The organism is Arthrobacter sp. MYb23, assembly GCF_002979775.1.
GTDB lineage: Bacteria > Actinomycetota > Actinomycetes > Actinomycetales > Micrococcaceae > Arthrobacter.
The window spans coordinates 91,462-112,536 of sequence record NZ_PCPR01000006.1 but is presented as its reverse complement, the minus strand read 5'-3'; the positions used below and the strand labels follow the sequence as shown (position 1 = coordinate 112,536).

Sequence of the window (21,075 nt, the reverse complement as noted above, 5' to 3'; positions counted from 1 at the left end):
TCTGGGGGGTTAGTCGCGTCTGTCTAATCCAAGTGAGCGGGGCCGAACATCTTCAGCAGCGTTTCAACCACGACGACGTTGGGGCCGTCCGCTTGGAAGGACGCCTTGAGCGCCTCCCCCACTTCCTCCGGGGCAACCCGGCGGGCCGGGACACCGAAGGACTCGGCCAGTTTGACGAAGTCCGGGCGGGCCAGCTCGGTGGCCGTGGCTTGGCCGAAGGCGCCCACCATGTATTCACGCAGGATGCCGTAACCGCCGTCGTCCACGATCAGCCAGGTGACCGGGACGTTGTGCTGCTTGGCGGTGGCGAGCTCGGAGATCGAGTACATGGAGGACCCATCACCGGATACTGCGAGCACCCGGCTCGGCTTACCGGTGGTTTCCAAGCCCACGGCCCCGCCGATTGCTGCGGGGAAGCCGTAGCCGAGGCCACCGGCGCCCTGGGCGGAGTGGAACTGGCCCTGGCGGGCGTCCCAGCAGCTCCAGCCCCAGTACGCGGAAATGGTCATGTCCCAGAACGTCTGCATATCAGCCGGGACAGCCTCGCGGATGTCTGCCATGAACTTCAGTTCCTTGGCCAGGTCCTGTGATTCCAGGCGTGCGGTGACCTTGGCCAGGGATTCCTTGACCACATCTTCCGGGCTGGTCCCGTGCCAATCACGCTTTGTTGCGTCCGCGGCACCTGCTGCGGCGAGGGCTTCGTCCAACGCGGCGAGTGCCTGGCCGGCGTCGGCACGGATGCCCAGTCCCGGCCTGTTGGATTCGAGGACCCGGGGTTCGGCGTCGATCTGGATGATGCGGCCGCGGGGTTCGAACGTGAAGTAGTTCGACGTCACTTCACCCAGGGACGAGCCAATGACGATCAGCACGTCGGCGTCTTCGAGGACATCGGTCATGTACCGGTCCTCGATCCACGACTGCAGTGACAGCTCGTGGGTCCACGGGAACGCACCATTGCCGCCGGGAGTGCAGATCACCGGGGCGCGCAGCTGCTCGGCAATCGAGAGCAGCGACTTCTCAGCCCGGCCACGACGCGTACCGCCACCGGCGATGATCGCCGGACGTTCCGCCGTCGAGAGCCACTTCACGGCCTCGCGGATCAGCTCGACGCGCGGCGGGTTATCGAATGCCTCGGCCAGCGCATCCTCCACCGGAGGAACCATGATGGGATCCAGGAGGACGTTCTGCGGGATTTCGATCCAGACCGGACCCTGCGGCGAGGAAATCGCTTCGGTCCAGGCGTCCTGGATGGCCGACGGGATGCCCGAGGCGTGCTGGATCAGGCGCTGGCTCTTGGTGACGTTCGCGGCCGAAGCCTTCTGGTCATCGAGCTGGTGCAGCATGCCCTTGCGGCGTGCACCCAGGCCATCGAGCGGGATCTGGCTGGCCACAACCACCATGGGCACACCCGTGGCGTACGCCTCCTGCAACCCGGCCAGGGACGTCAGCGCGCCGGGACCGGTGGACAGGAACAGCACACCCACCTCTCCGGTTGCGCGGGAGTAGCCGTCAGCTGCGAACGCCGAGTTGTTCTCCACGCGCGAGGAAACGAAGTGCAGGTTGCCACGGCCCATGGCATCGAAGAGACCCAGCGCGTGCTGCCCAGGGATACCGAAGACAGTCTTTGCGCCCAGCGCTTCAAGGGTCTCGACGACGAGGTCCCCACCGTTGCGCTGGTTGGTCCCCTTGGTGGGAGCTGCTGTGCCGGGATCGAAGTCGATCATCGCTGATCTCCTGTTGCCTTGGCGAGTTCCGCGATGCGGGCGCCGAGTGCCTGCTGCGCGTAACCGTTCGGGGCGCCGAGGCGGTCACCTTCCACTGCGTTGTCCGCCATGAGGGTCACGAGCTCGTAGGCTACGTGGCTGCCTGCGACGCCGGTGATCTCTGCGTGGTCGTAGGCCGGGGCAACTTCCACGATGTCCGCACCAACGAGGTTCATACCGCGGAAACCACGGATGATTTCGAGGAGTTCGCGGCTGCTGATGCCGCCGGCTTCAGGGGTGCCGGTGCCCGGTGCGTGCGCCGGATCCAGGACGTCAATGTCCACGGAGATGTACAGCGGACGGTTGCCAATGCGGTCGCGGATCTTAGCCACGGTTTCGAGGACGCCCTGGTAGTAGACGTCGGCGGAGGTGACGATTCCGAAGCCGAAGCGGTGGTCGTCGTCGAGGTCTTTCTTGCCGTACAGCGGACCGCGGGTACCGACGTGGCTGATGGCTTCCGTGTCCAGGATCCCTTCTTCCACAGCGCGACGGAACGGAGTGCCATGGGTGTACTCAGCGCCGAAGTAGGTGTCCCAGGTGTCCAGGTGTGCATCGAAGTGGAGCATGGCAATGGGTTCGCCGGCTCGCTCTGCCGCTGCGCGAAGGAGGGGCAGGGCAATGGTGTGGTCACCGCCGAGCGTGACCAGCTTGCTGCCGTTGGCCGTGAGGTCCAGGGCGTTCTGCTGGATGGTCTCGATTGCCTCGTTGATGTTGAACGGGTTTACGGCCATGTCGCCGGCGTCGGCAACCTGGATGTTTTCAAAGGGGCTGACATCCCAGGCGGGGTTGTAGGGGCGCAGCAGTCGGCTGGCCTCGCGCACATGGTTGGCACCGAAGCGCGCGCCGGGACGGTAGGAAACGCCCGAGTCGAAGGGGACGCCGACAACCGTGACATCGGCCTTGGCCACCTGATCCAGGCGAGGCAGTCGGGCGTAGGTGGCGGCACCGGCGTAGCGCGGAATGCGGGACGAATCGATGGGGCCGAGGTTCCCGTTGGCTTCAATACGGAGCTCTTCCAAAATATGCCACTCCTTGTAATCATGGGGCGATTGAATCACTAGCTGTGACACCCATCATACACTCGAAGTTTCCTAATATGCATCACATGTTTACAAGTCTGATTACAGAAACGGGCATGAGATGCCGGTCACAGCAGGCGTAAAGATTCCATAAAAACCGGGGTCCCGGCATCAACGGCGGCCATACGCTCCTAACGGAAGCAGCACCGTGCTGCGCGAAAGGACACCGTGACCACCCTGACGAGGCCTCCGGCCGACCCGGCCGACCGGCCAAAGCACTCCTTCAACCTCAAATCGTGGCTGCTCGAAGGAATGCCGGACACCTCAGGCAAGCGCCAGGGACCTCACGGAAAACCGACGGACTCACACAAACCGCAAGCTTGGTGGAAGGTCATGTGCCTCACGGGGCTGGACTACTTCTCCACCCTCGGCTACCAGCCCGCCATTGCCGCACTCGCTGCAGGATTGTTGTCGCCCCTGGCCACGCTGCTTCTTGTGTTCGCAACCTTGGCTGGCGCGCTCCCCGTGTACCGCCGCGTTGCCAAGGAAAGCCCGCGCGGCGAAGGATCCATCGCCATGCTGGAACGCCTGCTGCCCCGATGGGGCGGCAAGCTGTTCGTCCTGGCTCTCCTCGGGTTCGCAGCCACGGACTTCATGATCACCATCACGCTTTCCGCCGCCGACGCCACGGCCCACCTCATCGAGAACCCCTTCGCCCCGCACTTCCTCGAAGGCCAGCAAGTGGTCATCACCATCGCCTTGATCGCAGGACTCGGCATCGTCTTCCTGCGCGGATTCAAGGAAGCCATCAACGTGGCCGTAGTGCTGGTGGCAGCATTCCTCGCGTTGAACCTTGTGGTGATCGCCGTATCCATGACCCATCTCTTCACCGAAGCCGGCGTCATTACTGACTGGTGGACCGCACTCACCACCTCCCATGGCGACCCCATCATGATGATCGCCCTGGCACTCCTGGTCTTCCCCCGCTTGGCACTTGGACTCTCCGGATTCGAAACCGGCGTCGCCGTCATGCCCCAAATCAAGGGCCACGCCACCGACACCGATGCCAGACCAACAGGCCGGATCAAGGGTGCCCACAAGCTCCTCACCACCGCGGCCATCATCATGAGCTCGTTCCTCATCACCTCCAGCTTCACCACTGTGATGCTGATCCCCGCCGCCGAATTCCAGGACGGCGGCAAAGCCGAAGGCCGTGCACTCGCCTACCTGGCGCACAAGTTCCTCGGCGACGGCTTCGGAACCATCTATGACATCAGCACCATCGCCATCCTCTGGTTTGCCGGCGCCTCAGCCATGGCCGGCCTGCTGAACCTCGTCCCCCGCTACCTGCCTCGCTACGGCATGGCACCGGCGTGGGCCCGGGCGCTCCGCCCCCTGGTCCTGGTGTTCACGGTCATCGCTTTCATTGTGACCATCATTTTCCAGGCCGACGTCAACGCACAGGGCGGCGCCTATGCCACTGGTGTGCTGGTCCTCATTACCTCAGCCTCCATCGCGGTGACCCTCTCTGCGCGGCGCCGGAAACAGCGCGCCCAGGTCATTGGCTTCGGCCTGATCTCCCTCGTGTTTGTCTACACCACCGTGGTCAACTCGATCGAACGCCCCGACGGCCTGAAGATTGCCGCCCTCTTCATCCTGGCCATCATGGTTGTCAGTTTCATCTCCCGCATGCGGCGAGCGTTCGAACTCCGGGCCACCCACATCAAGATGGACGAAAAAGCCCTCGAATTCGCCGCAAATGCTTCCGAGGGACCCGTTCGCATCATCGCCCACGAACCCAAACACCTCAGCGCCAGCCGATACCGGGAGAAGCTTCAGCACGCCCAGCAGGCCAGCCACCTGCCCGTTGACTGCGATGCCGTCTTCATCGAGGTCATTGTGGACGATAGCTCGGACTTCGAGCAGGAACTCCAGGTGGTGGGCAAGCTCAGGCATGGGTTCAAAATCCTGGAGGTGCACAGCAACAACGTGCCCAACACCGTGGCCGCAGTACTCCTCCACATCCGGGACGTCACGGGGTTCATGCCCCACATCTACTTCCGCTGGACCGAGGGCAACCCGATCTCCAACCTGAGCAAGTTCCTGTTCTTCGGTGAGGGAGAGATCGCGCCCGTAACCCGCGAGGTGCTCAGGGAAGCCGAACCGGACATCACCCGCCGGCCGTGGGTGCACGTAGGCTAAGCGCCCCGCGCGTTCCCCGCTCCTCCCCAGTTTGTGACCCACTTTGTGACCACCGCGCATCGCCAGCCCCCGGATTTCCGGGGCCAGCGGGCCTCGTCTGCTCACGGAGGGGTCAGCAACTGGGGAGGACCGCAGTTGCTGACTTACCCACATAAGGGAAATGGACCGTTCCTGCAGCTGCCCAGAGTCAGTGGACTGGCCACATGGACATCTATCTATTTCTTCAAGAGTTGGGCGGCGTAGCCCGGACCGGACAACTTCTCAGCGCAGGCTTCTCCCGATCAGACGTCGCTTCTTTGTTATCCCGGGGAGCCAGCCGCCCGCGGCGTGGTGTCTACATGCTCAATAATCACAAGCCGGAGTTCGCCGCTGCCATCCGTTACAACGCGCTTGTATCCTGCGCAAGCGCTGCGAAACACTTCGGGCTTTGGCTAAGAACCGCCCCAAGCCAACATCACCTGGCGTGCGATCATGGGCACGGCAGCGGGTTTATCCGGCACAGGACGGCCCGGTTCGAGCCCCACCCCACCCTGCCGGTGGCGGCGCTGGAGGACGCAGTGCTTCACGCGATGCGTTGTCTGGAGCCTCCGTCGTCAACAGCCATGGCCACATCGGCCATTCGCCTGCACGGGGTGCCGCTGGCATTGCTCAAGGACCAGCTTCGCGGGGACAGATCCAGACCGGTGCTGACGGCGCTACACCAGCTCGATCTCCGTGCAGAGTCGATCGTTGAAGTCGACGCGCAGCACCTACTCCGCACCCATGGAATCGCCTTCGAGGCGCAGGTAGCCATACCTGGAATCGGGCGCGTGGACTTTCTTCTCGAAGAATTCCTCATTGTTGAAGTGGACGGCTTCGCGTTCCACTCCAACAGAAGGGCCCTGCGGAACGACTTGGCACGAAACAACGCCTCTACCGTCCACGGATATTCCGTCCTGAGGTACCCGCCGGAGATGATTTGGTTCGAGCCGGAGCGGGTGATTGCGGAGATTCAGGCGGTTCTCACGCTGCGTCGCGACGCTCCTGCCCAGTTGGTGGGCAACCTTGCACCTCTGAGCCCCGGGTTTCCAGGGTTCAACCCACTCCCCCGGCTCCAGAACGGGAAGTAACTGGGAGGGAGCGCAGCGAGGCACAAAAAGCTAGCGGCTCGCCGCCGGCACCAGCACCCACAGCACCTCGACGGTTTCATCCGTGGGGTTGATCCAGGTGTGGGGTTCACGGCCCGGGAAGGAGAGGGTGTCCCCTTCTTCGAGGTCGTATTCCTCGTTGGTCAGGATGAGCTTGATCCGGCCCTTGACCACATGGAGGACATCGACGTCGCAGTCCACTGCGTAGAGCTCGTTCTCACCGCGGCCACGAGGTTCGATGGTTGCCTGCAGGATCTGGAGGCGCCGCTCGGAGCGGGCAGTCAACAAGCGCTCCACAATGCCCTGGCCACCCAGGGAGATGCGGGGTCCGTCGTCGCGTTTGGTCAGGTGAGTCTCCGGAGCCGCGAACAAATCGCCCACGGACACGGACAGCACTTGGCACAGGGTCACCAAAGAAGCGACCGACGGCGATGTCAGGTCGCGCTCCACACGGCTGAGGAAGCCCTTGGTCAGTCCGGTGGCGTCGGCCACTTGCTCAATGGTGAGGCGCTGCGCTTGCCGGGCTGCGCGGATTCTGGAACCGATGGCAACTGGAACATTGCTCGGTTCAACGGGTAGAGCCTTCATTCACGAACCTTTCAGGCCTGTCATGTGGCCCTGTCATTGGAGCAATAGTAGCCGGGTGACAGGCCAAGAACGCCAGAATACGCGGAAGCATGACCAAAGGATCTTGACTGTTACTCCCATCACAACATATCCTCATAGGCAACAAGTGTTGTCTGTGAGGCACACAACACGTCCCCAATCTCCAATCATCAGCACAGAGACTTCGTCGCTTCGCAGGAGTATCGTCGAAAACCCCAACCTCTGTGCATCAGCTCCAAGGACCGTTCATGGAATCTTCGGCTATAAACATCGCAATCGTGGTGGTGTACCTGCTCGCCATGCTGGCATTCGGCTGGTTGGGCAAGTCCCGCACCAAGAACAACAGCGACTTCCTGGTGGCCGGCCGCCGCCTGGGACCCTTCCTTTACACCGGCACCATGGCTGCAGTGGTCCTTGGTGGCGCATCCACCGTGGGCGGCGTCGGCCTCGGCTACAAGTTCGGCATCTCCGGTATGTGGCTTGTGGTGGCCATCGGCTCAGGTGTGCTGCTGCTCAGCCTCCTCTTCGCCGGGACCATCCAGCGGCTGAAGATCTACACGGTCTCCCAAATGTTGAGCCTCCGCTACGGCAGCAAGGCAACACAGACCTCCGGCATCGTCATGCTGGCCTACACACTGATGCTGTGTGCCACCTCCACCGGCGCGTACGCCACCATCTTTGTGGTGCTGTTCGACTGGGAGCGTTGGCTGGCTATCGCTGTTGGCGGCGCGATCGTCCTGGTCTACTCAACCATCGGCGGCATGTGGTCCATCACCTTGGCCGACCAGGTCCAGTTCATCATCAAGACCGTGGGTATCTTCTTCCTGATGCTCCCGTTCGTCATGAACGCAGCTGGCGGCATGGACGGCATCCGCGAGCGCCTCGACGCAAGCTTCTTCCAGATTGACGGCATCGGTATCCAGACCATCATCACGTACTTCGTGGTCTACACACTGGGCCTGCTGATCGGCCAGGACATCTGGCAGCGCGTCTTCACTGCCAAGACCCCCACCGTTGCCCGTTGGGGCGGTGCAACTGCCGGCGTTTACTGCATCCTGTACGGCATCGCCGGCGCCCTGATCGGCCTGGCCGCCCGCGTTGCCCTGCCGGACATCGACGTCGCCAACCTCGGCAAGGACGTGGTCTACGCAGAAGTGGCAACCCACATCCTGCCTGTCGGCATCGGCGGCCTGGTTATGGCCGCGGCCGTTGCAGCGATGATGTCCACCGCATCCGGCGCCCTGATTGCGGCCGCAACGGTGGCCCGCGCCGACGTCGTCCCGTTCGTGGCCAGCTGGTTCGGCAAGACCATCAACACTGATGACAGTGAAAACCCCGAGCACGACGTCAAAGCAAACCGCTACTGGGTTCTGGGACTCGGAATCGTTGCCGTGCTGATCTCCATGGCAGCGCAGGACGTGGTGGTTGCCCTGACCATCGCCTACGACATCCTGGTGGGTGGCTTGCTGGTAGCCATTCTCGGCGGCCTCGTGTGGAAGCGCGGAACCGGAATCGCCGCGGCGTGGTCCATGGCCATCGGTTCGGTCCTGACCCTCGCCCTGCTGATCCTCTTCGCAGTGGGAGCGATCCCCAGCGCGGACGGCGTCTACGCCAACGAGCCGATCTACTTCGGACTGGCAGCCTCGTTCGTTGCCTACGTGGTGATTTCGCTGCTTACGCCGCCCACCGATCCCGCGGTTCGCGAGGCCTGGGAGAAGCGGGTGGCGGGTGCCGTCTCGGAAGAGCTTCCTCCTGAGGCCCACCCGATCAGCAGCCACAAGTAAAAGAACAAAGCTCGACGGCGGCGCCTCCCCTTTTCGGGGCAGCGCCGCCGTTGTTTTGTTTCCGGGAGAAACGTCCGCCCCGGCAGGTGCGTTGGGCGCCCCACTCTGCGCGCTCCAGGGGGTGGAGGGGGCGTCATACGGGCCCCACAGCGGGAAGCGTGGGGTAGGGTTATGCCAGCTTCAAGAGATGTGGCGCCAAGCTCCGACTTGCCACGCACCAACCCCATGTTCACGGGTGGTTCGGATGAGGAAGCGGCCCGTCCCGGACCAGAGACAACCGAGCGGGCAAGAGCACTCCACCAAGGAGCAGTCCCTTGCCGTACGAAGGCGATACGACCCAAGCACCAACCACCACCGCACCCAGCACCGCGGACCTGGCTGAAGGCCGCACGGTCACGGTGATTCCCGCCGTCGACCTCTTCCTGGGCACGGTGACCATCCTGACCGGGAACGGCGCCAAGGCCCCGACCGGGCGCTTCAGCCATCCCCACCCGCAATTGATCGCCCAAGCGCTGGCCCAAGCGGTCCGGCCAACGCGTTGGTGTGAAGTATCAAGGACGCTGACGGTGACCGTTGCCGCCGTCGGGAAACGCGGGGGCCAACAACGGCTTTTCACCCTCAGTCGGAGGGGTCAAGCCTAGCTTTCCTCGTCTTCCGCCCGGAACTCTTCGGTGTCGTCGATGGGGACCACGCGTTCGTCGTCCTCGGGGGCGTCCACTTCCTCAACCCAGGGTTGGTCCACTTCCTGGTCTTCGGCGTAGTCGTAGGCGGGGTCGGACTCGATGGTTGTCCGTTCCTGATGGTTGGCGTGTGATTCGGTGGTGTTCATGGTGCAACCTCCGTCTCGTGGGCCGGTTCTGGTGGGCCTGTTCAGCCCGTTGACCCGAATGCAGGAATCCAGGGGCGGGAGGACCCCAATCCCCTGTCCTTCCATCTGAGCACCGGCACAAGCAAGGGTCAAGGAGCGCCGGAAATTACGGTGCGCCGAACATTCCGTTTGAGGAATACCAGCCAAAAATCCGCGCGGATAAGCGGTAGTGTGGTGCGTGCAATGGGGCCGCAACTACCCCACCCAGCACAGGAGACAAAGTGCAGATGCACCAGGAATTCCAGAGTTCGTCGAGCCCCGCTCCGGACCCCACCCCCGAATCAGCAGCCGCCGAAAACGCTGGTACCCAACCCGCGCCGCCGTCGCACGCGGACATCCGCCGCTGGCGCCAATACCTGGCTGACGAGCGCGCCGAGGCCGCCGTGTACCGCGAACTTGCCCAGCGGCGTGACGGTGAGGAGCGCCAAATTCTGCTCGCCTTGGCCGAAGCCGAAGGCCGGCACGAGGCCCACTGGCTCAAACTCCTGGGTGAGCACGCCGGAATGCCCAAGGCAGCATCCAGCCGAAGCCAATTCCTGGGATTCCTTGCCCGCAACTTCGGCTCCGTGTTTGTGCTCGCGTTGGCTCAGCGGGCCGAAGGCCGTTCCCCCTATGGCACCGAGCCTGCAGCAACGCCTGCCATGGTGGCCGATGAACAAATCCACGAAGAAGTAGTCCGGGGCCTGGCCACTCGTGGACGCAACAGGCTCTCCGGGACTTTCCGGGCCGCCGTGTTTGGCGCCAATGACGGCCTGGTCAGCAACCTTTCGTTGGTGATGGGCATGGCAGCAACCGGCGTGCCCAGCCCCGTGGTCCTGATGAGTGGTGTGGCAGGCCTTTTGGCCGGTGCACTGTCCATGGGTGCGGGCGAATACGTTTCGGTCCGTTCCCAGCGGGAACTCCTTAACGCCACGTTGCCCACGCAGGCAACGTTGACTGCTGCGCCGTCGTTGGACATCGAACACAACGAGCTGGTCCTGGTGTACCTGGCCAGGGGCATGACCCACGAAGCCGCAGAGCACCGCGCTGCCGAACGCATGGGATTGTTCAGCTGCGACTGCGATCCGAGCCTGTCCTTGCAGCCTGAAAAACCGCCCGCGGATGAGCACGAATCCGTTGGCTCTGCGTGGGGCGCTGCACTGTCCAGCTTCTGTTTCTTCGCCTCGGGCGCCATCGTGCCCATCCTGCCCTTCATCTTCGGCATGACGGGCATTGCAGCCTTGATGGTAGCGGGGGTTCTGGTGGGCCTGGCGCTCCTGGCCACCGGCGCCGTCGTCGGCTTGTTGTCCGGAACGTCACCGCTGAGCCGCGGGCTGCGGCAGCTGGCCATCGGCCTGGGAGCGGCGGCCGCCACCTACGGATTGGGCCTGGTGTTCGGCGCAACCATCATCTAGGTCTGGACGGCTCATAAGTTTGGACGGCTCGGGCCGCAGACCGTAATGTTGGTTCGTCCTCCGCGCTGCCCCGCGTGACCAGGGCACCAGGAATGGAGAACCGTGGACCCGGAGCGGGAAACAACGCGCGCGCCCAAACACCGACGCAGTGGAGCAGTCGCGCAGGTTTTCCGCGGCGTCCTCATGGCCGGCATTGCCGCCGTCGTGGCCGTTCTGGTGGGTTGGTACCTTCAGGGCGATCCTCGCATCACCGCCCTTCTCCCGGGCCTGAGCGTTCCGGGCGCCCCGCAGAAGGGGCCCGGTGTTGCCGAAACGCCGCGCACCCCGGACGCGCCGCCGCCAGGGCTTGAGGAGGCGGACGCCCCGCTGGCCTCCCCGTCAGCGCCCGGCACCACCAATGATTCGTATAAGTTCCTCGCCACCAACGACGACGGAACGCCGGTAGGTTACTCGCCCTGCCGTCCGCTTCATTACGTCGTCAACAATGCGAGCGCACCCGCTGGTTCCGATGCCCTGCTGGCCACCGCTTTGGCAAATATTTCAGCAGCGTCCGGTATCCAGTTCATCAACGATGGCGCCACGGACGAGCTGCCCGTAGACCGGCGCGAGCCATATCAGCCTGCCAAATACGGCGATCGGTGGGCTCCCCTGCTGATCTCGTGGACCACTCCCGTGGAAGCACCTGCGCTGGCGGACAACGTCATTGGTACTGGTGGCAGCACCATGTACTCCCTGGACAAGGGTCCCAAGAGTTACATCACCGGGAGCCTGCAGTTGGATACGCCGCAGGTAACGGAACTGCTGGCCAGTCCCGGCGGCGCCGATCATGTCCTGGCAGTCATGCAACACGAACTGGGCCACGTGATGGGTCTGGATCATGTGGATGATCCAATCCAGCTGATGTACCCGGAAATCGGAGCTCCCGACGGGCTCGCGGCGGGCGACCTGAATGGCCTGCATCTTCTTGCCTCGGCGCCCTGCCGCAAGGACATCTAGACGCCCTCCGCTGTTGGGCAAGTCCGCCATGGACTCCCGGCGGAACGGGACTTATGCTGGCCAGTACGGCCGACGGCGGCGCCCCACCTCCCGTCGCAGCCTTCACGTCAGGGGGTTCCATGGAACCTTACGGGTCGCCCAAGTGGCCGGACCCCGATCCCCCTCGCCCTCAGTACCTCCCGCATTTCCAGCGTCCGCCTGAGCCTCCCCAGGTCAGGCCGCCCATCAAGCACAGCAGTGTTGTGGCCATCATGTTCCTTTTCGGCGTTCTCGCGCTGGTGTGCGCGGGAGCCTACTTCAGCGGCGAACTCCGCCAGTTTGTGTATGGCTCTCCCTCCACGCAAAGCCAGGCTCCCCGGCCCGGGCTGGTTCCGTTCGGCCAGCGCCAGGATCCTGTCCCGGGGCTTGAGGAAGCGGACGCGCCGCTCGGGACGCCGTCGCCATTGAACCGCACCAGTTCCTCGTACAAATTCCTGGCCCTCAAGGAAGACGGAACCCCGCTGACCTACTCACCGTGCCGGCCCATCCATTACGTGGTCAACTCGGACCTCGCGCCCGCCTCCTGGCAGCCCTTGGTGGAAGAGGCCGTGGAACAGGCCGGAGCAGCCACGGGATTGAGGTTCATCTACGACGGCCCCAGTTCCGAAGTTCCCTCCCCCACCAGGTCCGGATACCAACCCGAAAGGTACGGAGACCGCTGGGCCCCTGTCCTCATTGCGTGGAGCACCCCCGAGCAGGTACCACGCTTGACCGGGCAGACCGTGGGCCTAGGCGGAAGTTCCTCCGTGGGCCTCAGCAACGGCTACAAGGCTTACGTCACCGGGACGGTGTCCTTGGATGCTCCACAGTTCGCTGAGATCGTGAACGCCCCCAGCGGAGAAGAAATCGGCGTAGCCGTGATCATGCACGAGCTCGGGCACCTCCTGGGCTTGGACCATGTGGACGATCCCCGGCAGCTCATGTTCGATCAAGCTTCCTGGGTGCGCGGATACGCTGCCGGCGACCTCACAGGCCTGGCTCAGCTGGGTACGGGTCCTTGCAGTAAGGACTTCTAAGGTCCTATCCGGCAACCACTGCGAGGGCCTCCTCCACGGTGTCCACCAGGAAGATCTTCTCTGCCATCGGCTTTCCAGCCGCGAGGCTCTGCAGCATGGGCCAGGCGGGAAAAGTCCGTTCCCAGTGTTCACGTCCCACCAGCACCATGGGCGTGATGGTCTCCGGGGCGCCGTAGTAGTTCTCGCAGGCATCCTGGAAGATCTCCTGCACTGTTCCTGCCGCGCCCGGGAGGAACACGATCCCGCCGTTGCAGAGCTCCAGCAGGATGGCTTCGCGCACCGCGTTGGCGAAGTACTTGGCGATGTGGGTGGCGAACAGGTTGGGCGGTTCGTGGCCGTAGAACCATGTTGGAATACCGAGCGTCGGAGTACCGTTCGGATAACGTTCGACGACGGCGGCTGCTTTCCGCGCCCAGGCCGTCACCGAGGGCCTGAACCCCGGCACTGCGGCGAGCGCCTCAAGGGCGGCGGTAGCGTCGTCGTCGGGTAGGCCACTGAGGTAGGCACCAAGGTTGGCCGCTTCCATGGCGCCGGGGCCCCCGCCCGTGGCGACGGTAAAGCCGGCCCGGGCCAGCAACCGTCCCAGCAGTGCGGCGTCGGCGAATTCTTTGGTGCCCCGCTGTGCTGCATGCCCGCCCATCACTCCCACCAGCTTGGTGCCGGCGAGTGCGCCCTGCTCCAGTAACTCGTCCAGGGCGTCACCGATTGCATGATCGTGGAGGGCCGCGGCGAGTGTGGCGTCCAGGCTGCCACGCTGTCCGGGCAGGATACTCCATTGATAGACGCGGGCGTCAAGGGTGGATTCGTATTCCGTGGAGGAAAGGTCCGGGTACAGTTCAGCGGCAGTGTAGACACTGCTTCGGTAGGGGTTGAACGGCACATTGTGAAGCTTGGGGAAGATGAGCGCTCCCCGCCGGCGGAGGCTTTCCTCCACTCCGTCGTCGAAGGTGCAGCCCAGGAAGATCGCTCCTTCGGGGTTGAGGGCTTTGAGGTCCCGTGAGTGGCCTCGCAGGTCCAGGGACTGTGCGTGCCAACCGTGCATGGAGCCGGCACCAGCACTGACCAGCTGGTGGAAGTGGGTCACGCTTTCGACGTCGAGCGTTCGCGGACTCGGGTTCAAAGCTCCGGAGCGATTCATGTTTTCAGCGTAGTGGTGCGTCGGCCTCGCGGCCGGTGTTTGGGTGCGCGGCAACAGCACGGTGCATCATGAAGCATGAAGAGTTCAGAAGTTGTTCGTCCGCGCATCGGCGTTCCGGTACGACTGAGCAGTTCTGACACGCCCGATTCCCGTGTGGGTGAAGCCAACCGGCTCTTTACGTACATCGTGGACCTGTTGCGTGACGCGGGTGCGCAACCGGTGCTGCTGACTCCGGTTTCCGCAGACAGCGCCGGACGGTTGGCCATCGAGATGCAAACGCTCGACGGCGTGTTGCTGCCGGGCGGCGGCGACATCAACCCGCGCCTCTATGGGCAGGACCCTGACGAGTCCCTTTATGATGTGAACCCTGAGCAGGACCACCTGGACATGGACGTTGCCCGGGCAACCATTGACGCCGGCCTGCCACTGTTGGGCGTCTGCCGCGGCCACCAACTGCTGAACGTCCTCTACGGAGGAACACTGATCCAGGACATGGCGCCGTCGGCAGTGAATCACAACGGCTTGGATCCGCACCATCCCGAGGCCGGCGAATGGGCCTGGCACGACGTGCAACTGACAGCCGGTTCCAAGGCAGGAGGGCTGTATGGATCACCTGATGCGGGCACTATCAAGATCGCCTCCGGACACCATCAGGCCGTGGCGCGGGTGGGCGAAGGCCTCTTGGTCACGGCCATCGCGGACGACGGAACCGTGGAAGCCCTGGAAGATCCCTCGCGGTGGGTGGTTTCGGTCCAATGGCATCCGGAGGCCTCCCAGTTGCCCGACGCCGATCGTTTGCTGCCCTTCAAGAAATTTGTGGATGTTTGCCGGAACCCTACCCATGGCCCTTCCGCGGGAGTACAGTAGCGCTCACTGCATTGCTTTTACACCGCTGTTCTTTCGGAGCAGTGAATAACTCAATTCGACATGACGTCTTGGGGGCGTCGTAAGTTTGCCGGCTGGGGGGCCCAACATCTGCTCAAGGAGCACAGTTGTGGACCGTCCAAAATACGTTCGTCGTCATACTCTTCGTGATTCCCGCTCACCCCTGTCCAGCTCTCCTTCATTCTCCAAACGCATCCTTGGCATACTTCTTGGATGCGTTCTGGCCGCAAGCGGGCTGGTAATTTCTTCGGCAGTACCCGCAGTGGCCGCTGTTCCGCCGTGCGCAGGCACGGGCGGAGCGATGCAGATCGTTGCCCACACGGATGACGACCTCCTCTTCCTCAGCCCGGATTTCATGAGGGACATACAGGCCAAGCGATGCGTTCAAACCGTGTTCACCACCGCTGGTGAGGCCGGCGAAGGAGCCTCGTACTGGAAGGGGCTTGAGGCCGGAATCCGGGCCAGTTACTCCAAGATGGCAGGTGTCGCTGATTCCTGGACCACTTCGGACGCCGGTGTGCCCAACCGTCCGCTGACCCTCCAGACGCTCAATGGAGCACCGAACATTTCCGTAGTTTTCATGCGGCTCCCGGACGGTTTCCCGAACGGCGCCGGCAGCACAGCCTATAACGGCCAAAGCATCCTGAAGCTCTGGGATGGGCGGCTCTCCTCCATCAGGCCGGTGGACAATGCTGCCACGTTCACCAAGTCCCAGTTTCAGACGGCCTTGAACCGGCTGGTAGCCAACTTCCAGCCCACCACTTTCCGAACCCAGGACTGGACCGGAAACTTCAACAGCCCTTACGACCACAGTGACCACTGGGCCACCGCCAAGTTCGCGCAGCTCGCTACCCGCAGCTACACGGGCCCCCATACCTCCATGGCTTACGATGCCTACGTCATCGATGAGTACCCGCAAAACGTGACGGGCGCCGAACTCACGGCAAAGGTAGACACCTTTGTGCGGTTCGCCGACTTCGACATGTACATCTGCAGCAGCCCGGGCGAAGGCTGCCCGGATTCCCCCTACGATGAATGGCTCAAACGGCAATACATCACAGCCATCGAGTGGACGGGCAACGGCTCCAAGTCCACGGGAACCACGGTCACCGCGTCGTCGCAGAAGGCCGCGGCACAGAGCCCGGAGAAAGCCCGCGACGGCTACTTCTGGGGTGCTCCCATGGATGCTGCCCGTGAGTGGGTCTCAGCGGGTGAGAAAGCTGGAAGCTGGATTCAGTACAACTACTCCCCGACGAAGACCATCAGTTCTGTGACCCTGTCTGACCGGCCTCTCCTCACCGACCAGGTCACCGGCGGCAACCTGCTGTTCTCCGATGGCAGTACCGTCACCGTCCCCGCCCTCCCGAACAACGGGTCCGGCCTCACCATCAACTTCCCCGCCAAGACGGTCAGTTCGGTCCGCTTCACCATCACCTCGGTGAGCGCCGGAACCACTAATGCCGGCTTGTCCGAGTTTGAGACCTACCTCGGGACGGATAACGTGGCACCCGTTGTCACCCCGGCCCCGCCAGGGGGTACCTACGCAGTCGGTCAGACTGTGACGCTCACGTCCAACGAAACGGCGACGATCTACTACACCACCGATGGCAGCACCCCCACCACGGCCAGCAGCAAGTACGCCACCCCGCTGACGTTGAGTGGACCGCTGACCCTGAAGTACTTCGCCGTGGACAGCGCCAACAATTCCTCGGCCGTCGTCACCCAGACGTATTCCACGGGTCCGGATGTGACCAAGCCAGTAGTGACGGCCAACCCACTCAGTGGAGCATACGCACCCGGAACCAACATCACATTGTCCGCCAATGAACCCGCTGAAATCCGATACACAACGGATGGCACCGATCCACTCACGGCCGGTCTTCTTTACAGCACGGCGATACCGTTCAACGGTCCGGGCTCCATGACGTTGAAGTATTTCGCGAAGGATACGGCCGGGAATACGTCCGACGTAGCAACGCAAACGTACACGGTACCCCCGGACACCACCGCCCCCACCGTCACAGCCAATCCCACCGGCAGGGCCCTGGCCAGCGGTGCCACCATCGCACTGACAGCCAACGAGCCAGGTGCCATCTACTACACCACCAACGGCAGCACACCGACGGCCACCGAATCAGCTACCAACATCAAGTACAACTCCGCGAACCCGATCGTCATGGGAAGCTCAACGTTGGTACTCAAGTACATCGGGGTGGACACAGCAGGTAACGCCTCGGCCGTGGGCACCCAGACCTACACGGTGCCCGCAGCCGGACCGCCGTCGGCCCATGACTTCAACGGTGACGGCCGTGCGGACGTGCTGGCCGCTGATACCGCCGGCAACCTGTACCTCTACCCCGGCAACAGTTCGGGCGGACTCGATCCGCGGCAGGTCGCCCTGGCGGCACCAGCGTGGTCCACCATCACGGACACCGTCACCCCCGGCGACTTCAACAAAGATGGCAAGCCTGACCTCCTGGCCCGCGCCGGCGACGTCCTGTGGTTCTACCCGGGCGACGGTGCCGGAAGTTTCGGGGCCCGGGTACAGGTCAGCACCGGATGGAGCACCATGAGCCAGTTGTTCTCCCCCGGCGACTTCAGCGGCGACGGCATCCCCGATTTCATCGGCCGGCGAAGCAACGGCGAACTGAGGCTGTATGAAGGCAACGGGACCGGCGGTCAGCGGACACCCACCACCATTGGAACCGGCTGGAACATTATGAATGCAATCTTCAGCACGGGGGACTTTAATGGAGATGGAAAGGGAGACGTGCTGGCGCGACGCTCGGACACAGGCGCCCTCTGGCTCTACCCCGGAAATGGAACCCGCGGATGGCTCCAGTGGACGCAAATCTCCACGGGTTGGGATAACCGAACATCGATAGCCGGGCCGCGCGACCTCAACGGAGATGGCAGCAACGACGTCATTGGCCGCATCGGAGACACTCTGTGGCTGTACCCGGGCACAGGCAGCGGAGCGTTCAGCTCCGTACCGCCCATCAGCCTGGGCACCGGGTGGCAGGCGTTGAAGATCATCGCCTAGCCGGCCCCATGGACCTGGCGCGGGTCGGAGTTTTCCCCCAGACTCTTCGGCCCGCGTCAGCTTTGTCCGCTTATAGAACGACGACGGCCCGTCACCTTCCGTGCGGAAGGCGGCGGGCCGTCGTCGTACTTCTTGTGCCGTTCGGCGATAAACCTAGAGCGTTGCGAAAACTTCGCGCAGCAGCGTGGCGGTCTCGGACGGCGTCTTGCCGACCTTCACGCCTGCGGCTTCGAGAGCTTCCTTCTTGGCCTGGGCGGTGCCCGCGGAGCCCGACACGATGGCGCCTGCGTGGCCCATGGTCTTGCCCTCGGGAGCCGTGAAGCCGGCAACGTAGCCAACAACCGGCTTGGTGACGTTGGCCTTGATGAAGTCAGCTGCGCGCTCTTCAGCGTCGCCACCGATCTCACCGATCATGACGATTGCCTTGGTCTCCGGGTCAGCTTCGAACGCAGCCAGGGCGTCGATGTGCGTGGTGCCGATGACGGGGTCGCCACCGATGCCGATTGCGGTGGAGAAACCGAGGTCGCGCAGCTCGTACATCATCTGGTAGGTCAAGGTACCGGACTTGGACACGAGGCCGATGGGACCCTTGCCCGTGATGTTCGCCGGGGTGATGCCAACCAGGGCTTCGCCCGGGGTGATGATGCCGGGGCAGTTCGGTCCGATGATGCGGGTGATCTGCTTGCCGTCTGCGTCCACCTTGGACTGGGCGAGTGCCCAGAATTCGGCGGAGTCTTGAACCGGAACGCCTTCGGTGATGACTACAACGAGGCCGATGCCGGCTTCGATTGCTTCAACAACGGCGTCCTTGGTGAATGCCGGCGGAACGAAGACGATGGAGACGTCTGCGCCGGTTTCAGCGATGGCTTCCTTGACGGTGCCGAAGACGTTGATTTCCTTGTCGCCGTGCAGAACCGTGGTGCCGGCTTTGCGGGCGTTGACGCCACCAACAATGTTGGTGCCGGCCTTGAGCATGAGGGCGGTGTGCTTGGTGCCCTCGCCGCCGGTGATGCCCTGAACGATGACTTTGGAGTCTTTGTTGAGGTAGATAGACATTGTCGCGTCCCTTTACTTAGCTGCGTTGGCGAGCTCGGCGGCCTTGTCGGCGCCCTCGTCCATGGTGGCGGCCAGGGTAACCAGCGGGTGGTTGGCCTCGGTCAGGATGCGGCGGCCTTCCTCAACGTTGTTGCCGTCGAGGCGAACTACCAGCGGCTTGTTCGCGGAGGAACCGAGCTCAGCCAGTGCACCGACGATGCCCTTGGCGACCGCGTCACAAGCGGTGATGCCGCCGAAGACGTTCACGAACACGCTCTTGACCTGAGCGTCGCCCAGGATGACGTCGAGGCCGTTGGCCATGACCTCAGCGGAAGCTCCACCGCCGATGTCCAGGAAGTTGGCGGGCTTCACGTTGCCGTGGTTTTCGCCGGCGTAAGCAACGACGTCGAGGGTGGACATCACAAGACCGGCGCCGTTGCCGATGATGCCAACTTCGCCGTCCAGCTTGACGTAGTTGAGGTCCTGGGCCTTGGCCTTGGCCTCCAACGGGTCAGCTGCATCCTTGTCTTCCAACGTGGAGTGGTGCACGTGGCGGAAGTCAGCGTTCTCATCCAGGGAAACCTTGCCGTCGAGGGCAACGATCTCGCCGGCGCCGGTGCGGACCAGCGGGTTGACCTCAACCAGGGTTGCGTCTTCCTTCTTGAAGACATCCCAGAGCTTCAGAATGACGTCGGCCACTTTGCCGCGCAGTTCTTCAGCAAAACCTGCAGCTGCGACGATCTCGTCAGCCTTGGCCTGGTCGATGCCCACAGCGGGGTCGATGGCGATCTTGGCCAGGGCCTCGGGACGCTCTACGGCAAGCTGTTCGATTTCCATGCCGCCCTCAACCGAGCACATGGCCAGGTAGTTGCGGTTGGCGCGGTCCAGGAGGACCGAGAAGTAGAATTCCTCGGCGATGTCAGCGCCCTGGGCGATCATCACCTTGTTGACGGTGTGGCCCTTGATGTCCATGCCCAGGATGTTGGTGGAGTGCTCAAGTGCCTCGTCGGCAGTCTTGGCAACCTTGACGCCGCCAGCCTTGCCGCGGCCACCAACCTTAACCTGTGCCTTGACGACAGTTACGCCGCCGATCTTCTCGGCAGCTGCCTTTGCTTCTTCAGGAGTGTGCGCCACGATGCCAGCGAGCACGGGTACACCGTGCGCCTCGAACATATCGCGCGCCTGATATTCAAACAGGTCCACGGTTTAGTGTCCTTCTACGTCGAAGTAGTTTTCTGTTCAGCCGGGAACCGCGATGACCGCGATAGCCAGCTGCGGAAAGTACGCGGTAACAACCAGGATTGAAGCCGGTCACATTGCGTAAGGTCCTCTCGGAACTTTAGCCCTTTGAGGAGTCCCGCCAGCTACACACTACCTGTTAAGTGAGTAACCTTACACTTCTATCGGCTGTAGAAAACCCGCAGAATGACGCGGTTTTTGGGCTCTACACCGGCTGTCCGACGGCGATCACGACGCCTGTTTCAGGTTCCCCGTGACCGTTTTGCCGCCGTCGGAAATCAACTGGTATCCCTCGCGGCTCACGAAGAATGCCACGCCACCGGAGATATTTCCGCAAGCGACGCCGCCGTTATACGCCGAACACCGAAGACCGTTGCGCTCAATGTTCTGCCCTTCGGCCAGCTCACGCAGCTTGGAGACCGGCCCTGCCCGGCTGCCCTTCGGCCCGAACTCCGACTCCATTTGTGTTACGCCGGAACGACATGAGCCGTAGCTTGCCTTCTCCGGAGTCAGGAGCGCCGTCCCGCCCAGGTATCCAAGACCGATTCCCGCGCAATCGTCAGAGATATCGTCAGGTTCAGGTGCGGCGTACTTGGCCAGTTCGCAGTGGACCACGGGAACAACCGCGAACTTGTTGTTGGCTGCATCCGAGTAGGAGTTGGCCTCATAGGGCAGATTGAGGTGCCCGCCCCTCGAGGATGTCATGGCGCACACAATGTTCTTATCTGCCGTGACGAACGCTGTGACATCCTCGCCCGCAGACAGGGTGGTCTGCTCGGTGACAGGAACCTGCTGCAGCTGTTCCAGCGGCGGAAGCGGAGCCGGCGGCACGTAGTCCGGATCCTTGGTGGCGAACGAGCACCCCGAGGCCACCAGCAGCAGTAAGGCGGCAAGAATCCCCATTATCGTCCGTCGCATGCC

At 63.1% G+C, this 21,075-nt stretch carries 17 protein-coding genes and 1 riboswitch; of the genes, 9 read left to right on the top strand and 8 right to left on the bottom strand.

Features of this window, described 5'->3' with window-relative positions; genetic code table 11:
- Positions 1-23: 23 nt before the first annotated feature.
- Together CQ020_RS09230 and speB are read right to left on the bottom strand one after the other, a co-directional pair.
- Positions 24-1,724: a thiamine pyrophosphate-binding protein gene (locus CQ020_RS09230; RefSeq protein WP_105691574.1), complete on the bottom strand. Its 1,701-nt coding sequence runs from the start codon at positions 1,722-1,724 to the stop codon at positions 24-26.
- Positions 1,721-2,782 carry an agmatinase gene (gene speB / locus CQ020_RS09225; RefSeq protein WP_105691573.1) on the bottom strand — a complete coding sequence of 354 codons (1,062 nt, stop codon included), beginning with the start codon at positions 2,780-2,782 and terminating at the stop codon, positions 1,721-1,723. The genes CQ020_RS09230 and speB overlap by 4 nt, the downstream gene beginning before the upstream one ends.
- A gap of 228 nt (positions 2,783-3,010) precedes the next feature.
- On the opposite strand from speB, the gene CQ020_RS09220 reads away from it, so the two are divergent.
- Both CQ020_RS09220 and CQ020_RS09215 read left to right on the top strand, forming a co-directional pair.
- On the top strand, positions 3,011-4,984 hold the full coding sequence (locus CQ020_RS09220; protein WP_105691572.1) for an APC family permease: 1,974 nt from the start codon (positions 3,011-3,013) through the stop codon (positions 4,982-4,984).
- 203 nt (positions 4,985-5,187) lie between these two features.
- Positions 5,188-6,093 carry a DUF559 domain-containing protein gene (locus tag CQ020_RS09215; protein WP_105691571.1) on the top strand — a complete coding sequence of 302 codons (906 nt, stop codon included), beginning with the start codon at positions 5,188-5,190 and terminating at the stop codon, positions 6,091-6,093.
- 30 nt (positions 6,094-6,123) lie between these two features.
- Here CQ020_RS09215 and CQ020_RS09210 read toward each other — a convergent pair whose 3' ends face one another.
- On the bottom strand, positions 6,124-6,699 hold the full coding sequence (locus CQ020_RS09210; RefSeq protein ID WP_024819844.1) for a helix-turn-helix domain-containing protein: 576 nt from the start codon (positions 6,697-6,699) through the stop codon (positions 6,124-6,126).
- A gap of 266 nt (positions 6,700-6,965) precedes the next feature.
- Here CQ020_RS09210 and CQ020_RS09205 point away from each other — a divergent pair, with 266 nt between their 5' ends.
- Positions 6,966-8,501 (top strand): sodium:solute symporter, encoded by a 1,536-nt coding sequence (locus CQ020_RS09205; protein WP_181151825.1) that lies wholly within the window; start codon positions 6,966-6,968, stop codon positions 8,499-8,501.
- Positions 8,502-8,679: 178 nt separating this feature from the next.
- Positions 8,680-8,799, top strand: a riboswitch (SAM riboswitch).
- Between the two features lie 16 nt (positions 8,800-8,815).
- Entirely contained in the window at positions 8,816-9,142 is a 327-nt protein-coding gene (locus CQ020_RS09200) for a hypothetical protein (RefSeq protein ID WP_105691569.1), read from the top strand.
- Here the strand turns inward: CQ020_RS09200 and CQ020_RS09195 are convergent.
- Positions 9,139-9,330, bottom strand: coding sequence for a hypothetical protein (locus CQ020_RS09195; protein ID WP_105691568.1), 192 nt, complete (start codon positions 9,328-9,330; stop codon positions 9,139-9,141). The two genes, CQ020_RS09200 and CQ020_RS09195, sit on opposite strands and share 4 nt — an antisense overlap.
- 266 nt (positions 9,331-9,596) lie before the next feature.
- On the opposite strand from CQ020_RS09195, the gene CQ020_RS09190 reads away from it, so the two are divergent.
- The 3 genes from CQ020_RS09190 to CQ020_RS09180 all read left to right on the top strand — a co-directional run bounded on the left by CQ020_RS09190 (position 9,597) and on the right by CQ020_RS09180 (position 12,814).
- The gene (locus CQ020_RS09190; protein WP_105691567.1) at positions 9,597-10,763 is read left to right on the top strand and encodes a VIT1/CCC1 transporter family protein; all 1,167 of its coding nucleotides are present in this window, start codon (positions 9,597-9,599) and stop codon (positions 10,761-10,763) included.
- 102 nt (positions 10,764-10,865) lie between these two features.
- Entirely contained in the window at positions 10,866-11,759 is an 894-nt protein-coding gene (locus CQ020_RS09185; protein ID WP_181151824.1) for a matrixin family metalloprotease, read from the top strand.
- A 119-nt stretch (positions 11,760-11,878) separates the two neighbouring features.
- The gene (locus CQ020_RS09180; RefSeq protein WP_258141794.1) at positions 11,879-12,814 is read left to right on the top strand and encodes a matrixin family metalloprotease; all 936 of its coding nucleotides are present in this window, start codon (positions 11,879-11,881) and stop codon (positions 12,812-12,814) included.
- A gap of 4 nt (positions 12,815-12,818) precedes the next feature.
- Here CQ020_RS09180 and CQ020_RS09175 read toward each other — a convergent pair whose 3' ends face one another.
- Complete coding sequence (locus CQ020_RS09175) at positions 12,819-13,952, bottom strand: LOG family protein (protein ID WP_181151823.1); 1,134 nt, start codon at positions 13,950-13,952, stop codon at positions 12,819-12,821.
- 75 nt (positions 13,953-14,027) lie between these two features.
- Here CQ020_RS09175 and CQ020_RS09170 point away from each other — a divergent pair, with 75 nt between their 5' ends.
- On the top strand, positions 14,028-14,819 hold the full coding sequence (locus CQ020_RS09170; protein WP_105691565.1) for a gamma-glutamyl-gamma-aminobutyrate hydrolase family protein: 792 nt from the start codon (positions 14,028-14,030) through the stop codon (positions 14,817-14,819).
- A 127-nt stretch (positions 14,820-14,946) separates the two neighbouring features.
- Positions 14,947-17,880 carry a chitobiase/beta-hexosaminidase C-terminal domain-containing protein gene (locus tag CQ020_RS09165; RefSeq protein ID WP_258141793.1) on the top strand — a complete coding sequence of 978 codons (2,934 nt, stop codon included), beginning with the start codon at positions 14,947-14,949 and terminating at the stop codon, positions 17,878-17,880.
- Between the two features lie 153 nt (positions 17,881-18,033).
- On the opposite strand, the gene sucD is transcribed toward CQ020_RS09165, so the two are convergent.
- The 3 genes from sucD to CQ020_RS09150 all read right to left on the bottom strand — a co-directional run bounded on the left by sucD (position 18,034) and on the right by CQ020_RS09150 (position 21,072).
- Complete coding sequence (gene sucD / locus CQ020_RS09160) at positions 18,034-18,936, bottom strand: succinate--CoA ligase subunit alpha (RefSeq protein WP_105691564.1); 903 nt, start codon at positions 18,934-18,936, stop codon at positions 18,034-18,036.
- Between the two features lie 12 nt (positions 18,937-18,948).
- Complete coding sequence (gene sucC / locus CQ020_RS09155) at positions 18,949-20,118, bottom strand: ADP-forming succinate--CoA ligase subunit beta (RefSeq protein ID WP_105691563.1); 1,170 nt, start codon at positions 20,116-20,118, stop codon at positions 18,949-18,951.
- Positions 20,119-20,382: 264 nt separating this feature from the next.
- Positions 20,383-21,072 carry a hypothetical protein gene (locus tag CQ020_RS09150; protein ID WP_105691562.1) on the bottom strand — a complete coding sequence of 230 codons (690 nt, stop codon included), beginning with the start codon at positions 21,070-21,072 and terminating at the stop codon, positions 20,383-20,385.
- Between the last annotated feature and the right edge of the window lie 3 nt (positions 21,073-21,075).

What these genes read in the sequence shown, in the direction of transcription:
- CQ020_RS09230 (WP_105691574.1), bottom strand. Translation starts at nt 1,724, where the DNA reads ATGATCGACTTCGATCCCGGCACAGCAGCTCCCACCAAGGGGACCAAC.
- CQ020_RS09215 (WP_105691571.1), top strand. Translation starts at nt 5,188, where the DNA reads ATGGACATCTATCTATTTCTTCAAGAGTTGGGCGGCGTAGCCCGGACC.
- CQ020_RS09210 (WP_024819844.1), bottom strand. Translation starts at nt 6,699, where the DNA reads ATGAAGGCTCTACCCGTTGAACCGAGCAATGTTCCAGTTGCCATCGGT.
- CQ020_RS09205 (WP_181151825.1), top strand. Translation starts at nt 6,966, where the DNA reads ATGGAATCTTCGGCTATAAACATCGCAATCGTGGTGGTGTACCTGCTC.
- CQ020_RS09195 (WP_105691568.1), bottom strand. Translation starts at nt 9,330, where the DNA reads ATGAACACCACCGAATCACACGCCAACCATCAGGAACGGACAACCATC.
- CQ020_RS09190 (WP_105691567.1), top strand. Translation starts at nt 9,597, where the DNA reads ATGCACCAGGAATTCCAGAGTTCGTCGAGCCCCGCTCCGGACCCCACC.
- CQ020_RS09180 (WP_258141794.1), top strand. Translation starts at nt 11,879, where the DNA reads ATGGAACCTTACGGGTCGCCCAAGTGGCCGGACCCCGATCCCCCTCGC.
- CQ020_RS09175 (WP_181151823.1), bottom strand. Translation starts at nt 13,952, where the DNA reads ATGAATCGCTCCGGAGCTTTGAACCCGAGTCCGCGAACGCTCGACGTC.
- CQ020_RS09170 (WP_105691565.1), top strand. Translation starts at nt 14,028, where the DNA reads ATGAAGAGTTCAGAAGTTGTTCGTCCGCGCATCGGCGTTCCGGTACGA.
- sucD (WP_105691564.1), bottom strand. Translation starts at nt 18,936, where the DNA reads ATGTCTATCTACCTCAACAAAGACTCCAAAGTCATCGTTCAGGGCATC.
- CQ020_RS09150 (WP_105691562.1), bottom strand. Translation starts at nt 21,072, where the DNA reads ATGCGACGGACGATAATGGGGATTCTTGCCGCCTTACTGCTGCTGGTG.